Consider the following 3,495-nt stretch of genomic DNA (forward strand, 5'->3'; position numbering starts at 1 on the left):
GCCCGGGGGGGACACACCAACCCCGGGGGGGGGGGGGGGGGGGGGGGGGGGGGGGGTGGGGGCCCGCGCCGCCGGGCGGGGCGGCGAGCGGACGTCGGACGGCCGGGTCAGTGGCGCTTGAGCAGGCGCAGGGCCAGTCGGACGGCGGCACCGAAGGCGAGTACGGTGCCGGGCAGGGCGACGCCGTACGCGGCCCAGAGGTGACCCTCGTCGGTCCAGGCGAAGAAGGCGGCGATGCCGAGCTGGACGGCGACCAGGGCGGCGACCAGCTCCGCGCCGGTGGTGCGCCAGAAGGGTACGCGTCGCTGCGGCTCGTGCTCGGCGAGGTCGCGGGCGTACTCCTCGACCGGGCCGAACTCGGCGGTGGGGGTGCCGCCGGCGGCGGTGAGATGGTCGCGGGCCTCGCGGGCCAGGTCGGTGGCGCGGTCGGGCGCGAGGTCGTAGCGACCGACCAGCAGGCCGGACAGGCGGCGGTACCAGGCGTCGGGGTCGTCGTCGGGTGCGGTGCGCGGGGTGGGCGGGACGTAGTCGACCGGCTGCTTCGGCGCGGCCGGCTGCCGGGTCATCAGCCAGAGCAGGAGCAGCGCGACCACGACGATGCCGAGCACCGGGATGCGGGCGACCGGTTCCTTGGGCAGGAGTACGAAGCTCAGCGCGCCCAGCACGACGAAGAGGCCGACCAGCGCGAACGACCAGTTGGCGAGCTGTGGGCGCCCGGCGGCGCGTAGGGCGTTGGGGACGGCGCAGGCGGTGAAGCCCAGGCAGACCATGATCAACCCGGCCAGGCCGGCGGGTGTGGTGGTGAAGGTGAGGGTCCCTTCCAGGACTGCGTAGAAGATCGTGGCGCCCAGGCCCAGCACGACCAGGGCGAAGACCGAGCCGCTCAGGTAGTCGGCCGGGAGCATGCCGTTGCGGTCCACGTTCTCCCGCAGGTGTGCCGGTTGTTCGGCGGCCGCGGTCAGGGCGAACTCCTCCGGGTCGCCGAAGGCGTCGTACGGGCTCTGGCCGCTGAGTTCGCAATGGGTACGGACGTCCGCGATGATCGGGTTCGCCAGGTGGTGGCCGACGCCCTGGTCGCTGAGGGCGAGCCGGGTCGGCAACTCCCAACGCTCGAACGGCTCCGTCATCTCGTGTCCTCTCCGGTTGCGGTCAGGAGTCGGTCGAACGCCGCGGTGAACTCGCCCCAGCGGGCGCGCTCCTCCGCCAGGCGTTGCCGGCCCGCCGTGGTGATCGAGTAGGCCTTGCGTCCGGGCCCGCGTTCGCCGGGCAGCCAGTCGGAGCACACCGCCCCGTCGGCCTCCAGCCGGCCCAGCACCGGATAGAGCGCGCCACCGCGTACGGCGTCGAGGCCGTGATCGGCCAGTCGCTGCGCGAGGGCGTAGCCGTGCCGTTCGCCCTCGGTGAGAACGGCCAGGACGGCCAGCCCCAGGCTCGCGCGGAGCCAACCTGTCGCCGGGTCGACTGTGGCACCCATCGTTCGTTGCACCGCCTTCCGAACTAGTCGCTTCGGGAGGGTATTCCGTCAGCCCAACTAGTTCTATCTCAGACTAGTTGGATTCGGCAAGTAGTCGCGGGACCGGGCGGTGACGAGGAACACCGGTCTGCCGGCCGCTAAACGGGCGGCGGAGTGTCGGCGGTGGGGGCTAATCTGCGCTGCGGGCATCGCCCCTTCCGCACGTCGGGCCGGTCCATCGGCACCGCGTCGGCCACCACCGCTCGTCCTTCGGTCAGATCCGACAACAGGAGACTTCGTGGCACAGCAATCTGTCGCGGCACCGCAACCTGTCCCGACATCGGACAAACTCGACGCCGCGGTGCTCAAGGTGGCTGGCGTCGTCGTGCTCGGTGCGATCATGTCGATCCTCGACGTGACGGTGGTCAGCGTCGCGCTGCCGACCTTCCAGAGCGAGTTCGATGCCTCGTACGCCCGCGTCGCGTGGACGATGACCGGTTACACACTGGCACTGGCCACGGTCATCCCGCTCAGCGGATGGGCGGCCGACCGGTTCGGCACCAAACGCCTCTACATGATCGCGTTGGCGCTGTTCACCATCGGGTCCGGCCTCTGCGCCACCGCGGACACCATCGGGCAGCTCATCGGGTACCGGGTGCTCCAGGGGCTCGGCGGCGGCATGCTCATGCCGATCGGCATGGCGATCATGACCCGGGCGGCCGGCCCGAACCGGATCGGCCGGTTGATGGCCGTGCTCGGCATCCCGATGCTGCTCGGCCCGATCAGCGGCCCGATCCTCGGCGGCTGGCTGATCGACGTGGCGAGCTGGCACTGGATCTTCCTGATCAACCTGCCGATCGGTGTGGTCGCGCTGGTCTACGCCCAGCTTGCGCTGCCGAAGGACGCCGCACAGCCTTCCCAGTCGTTCGACTTCGTCGGCATGCTGATGCTCTCGCCGGGTCTGGCCCTCTTCCTCTACGGCGTCTCCACGCTGCCCGAGACCGGCACCTTCGCCGAGCCGGAGGTCTGGGGCCCGATGCTGGTCGGCGCCGTGCTGGTGGTGGCGTTCGTGTTCTACTCCTTCAAGCCCAAGCACCCGCTGCTCGACCTGCGGCTGTTCAGCAACCGCCGGCTGACCGTCGCGGCGGTGACCATGTTCGTCTTCATCATCGCGTTCATGGGCGCCGGGCTGCTCTTCCCCAGCTACTTCCTCCAGGTGCGCGGTGAGTCGACGCTGCACGCCGGTCTGCTGATGGCACCGCAGGGCCTCGGCGCGATGGTCACCATGCCGATCGCCGGCATGCTCGCCGACAAGGTGCCGGTCGGCCGGACGGTGCCGTTCGCGTTGGCGCTGATCCTCGCCGGGTTCTTCACCTTCACCCAGCTCGACGCGGACACCTCGTACGTGCTGCTCTGCGGCTCGCTGTTCGTGATGGGCCTGGGCATGGGCGGCACGATGATGCCGATCATGACCTCGGCGTTGAAGACGCTGACCGGGCACGAGGTCGCGCGAGGCTCCACGCTGGTGAACATCCTCCAGCAGATCGGCGGTTCGGTCGGCGCGGCGGTGATGTCGGTGATCCTCACCAACGAGTTCAACAAGTCCCAGCCGATCCCGGGCCTGACCGGCCCGAACGGCGAGCCGGTCACCGAGGCCGGGTTGGCGATCGCCGCCCAGCAGCGGCCGGAACTGGCCCAGCAGGTGCCCGACCCGTCGATCATCGAGCGCGGTCTCGACTTCGCCGCCAACTCGTTCGCGACCACCTTCTGGGTGGCGTTCGCCCTGGTGGCGGCGACGTTCATCCCGGCCGCGTTCCTGCCCAGGCGGCGGGAGCGGTCGCACCTGCTGGACGACCAGCCGGGGGAGCAGCCGGGCGAGGCGCCCCGGGCCCCGGTCATCGTGCACTGAGCGCACCGGGTCACCGCTGACCCATTCGAGACCGCTGGTACCGGCCCTGACCTGTGCTTAGGTGACGGACTAGATCCACCCGATCACTGTGGAGGACATTCATGCGCTCAGCTATGGCGGCATCGCCAACACG

The 3,495-nt window shown here is 70.5% G+C and carries 3 protein-coding genes; 1 reads left to right on the top strand and 2 read right to left on the bottom strand.

Annotated features, from left to right (window positions below; translation table 11 throughout):
• Positions 1-107: 107 nt before the first annotated feature.
• Together ACWDVW_RS32505 and ACWDVW_RS32510 are read right to left on the bottom strand one after the other, a co-directional pair.
• Positions 108-1,127, bottom strand: coding sequence for a hypothetical protein (locus ACWDVW_RS32505; RefSeq protein ID WP_449956795.1), 1,020 nt, complete (start codon positions 1,125-1,127; stop codon positions 108-110).
• Entirely contained in the window at positions 1,124-1,474 is a 351-nt protein-coding gene (locus ACWDVW_RS32510; protein ID WP_396740274.1) for a PadR family transcriptional regulator, read from the bottom strand. Before ACWDVW_RS32510 ends, ACWDVW_RS32505 begins: the two co-directional genes overlap by 4 nt.
• A gap of 277 nt (positions 1,475-1,751) precedes the next feature.
• Between ACWDVW_RS32510 and ACWDVW_RS32515 the strand changes: the two genes are divergently transcribed.
• Positions 1,752-3,362 carry a DHA2 family efflux MFS transporter permease subunit gene (locus tag ACWDVW_RS32515; protein WP_350693294.1) on the top strand — a complete coding sequence of 537 codons (1,611 nt, stop codon included), beginning with the start codon at positions 1,752-1,754 and terminating at the stop codon, positions 3,360-3,362.
• Positions 3,363-3,495: the final 133 nt, after the last annotated feature.

The organism is Micromonospora sp. NPDC003241, assembly GCF_053589795.1.

What these genes read in the sequence shown, in the direction of transcription:
- ACWDVW_RS32505 (WP_449956795.1), bottom strand. Translation starts at nt 1,127, where the DNA reads ATGACGGAGCCGTTCGAGCGTTGGGAGTTGCCGACCCGGCTCGCCCTC.
- ACWDVW_RS32510 (WP_396740274.1), bottom strand. Translation starts at nt 1,474, where the DNA reads ATGGGTGCCACAGTCGACCCGGCGACAGGTTGGCTCCGCGCGAGCCTG.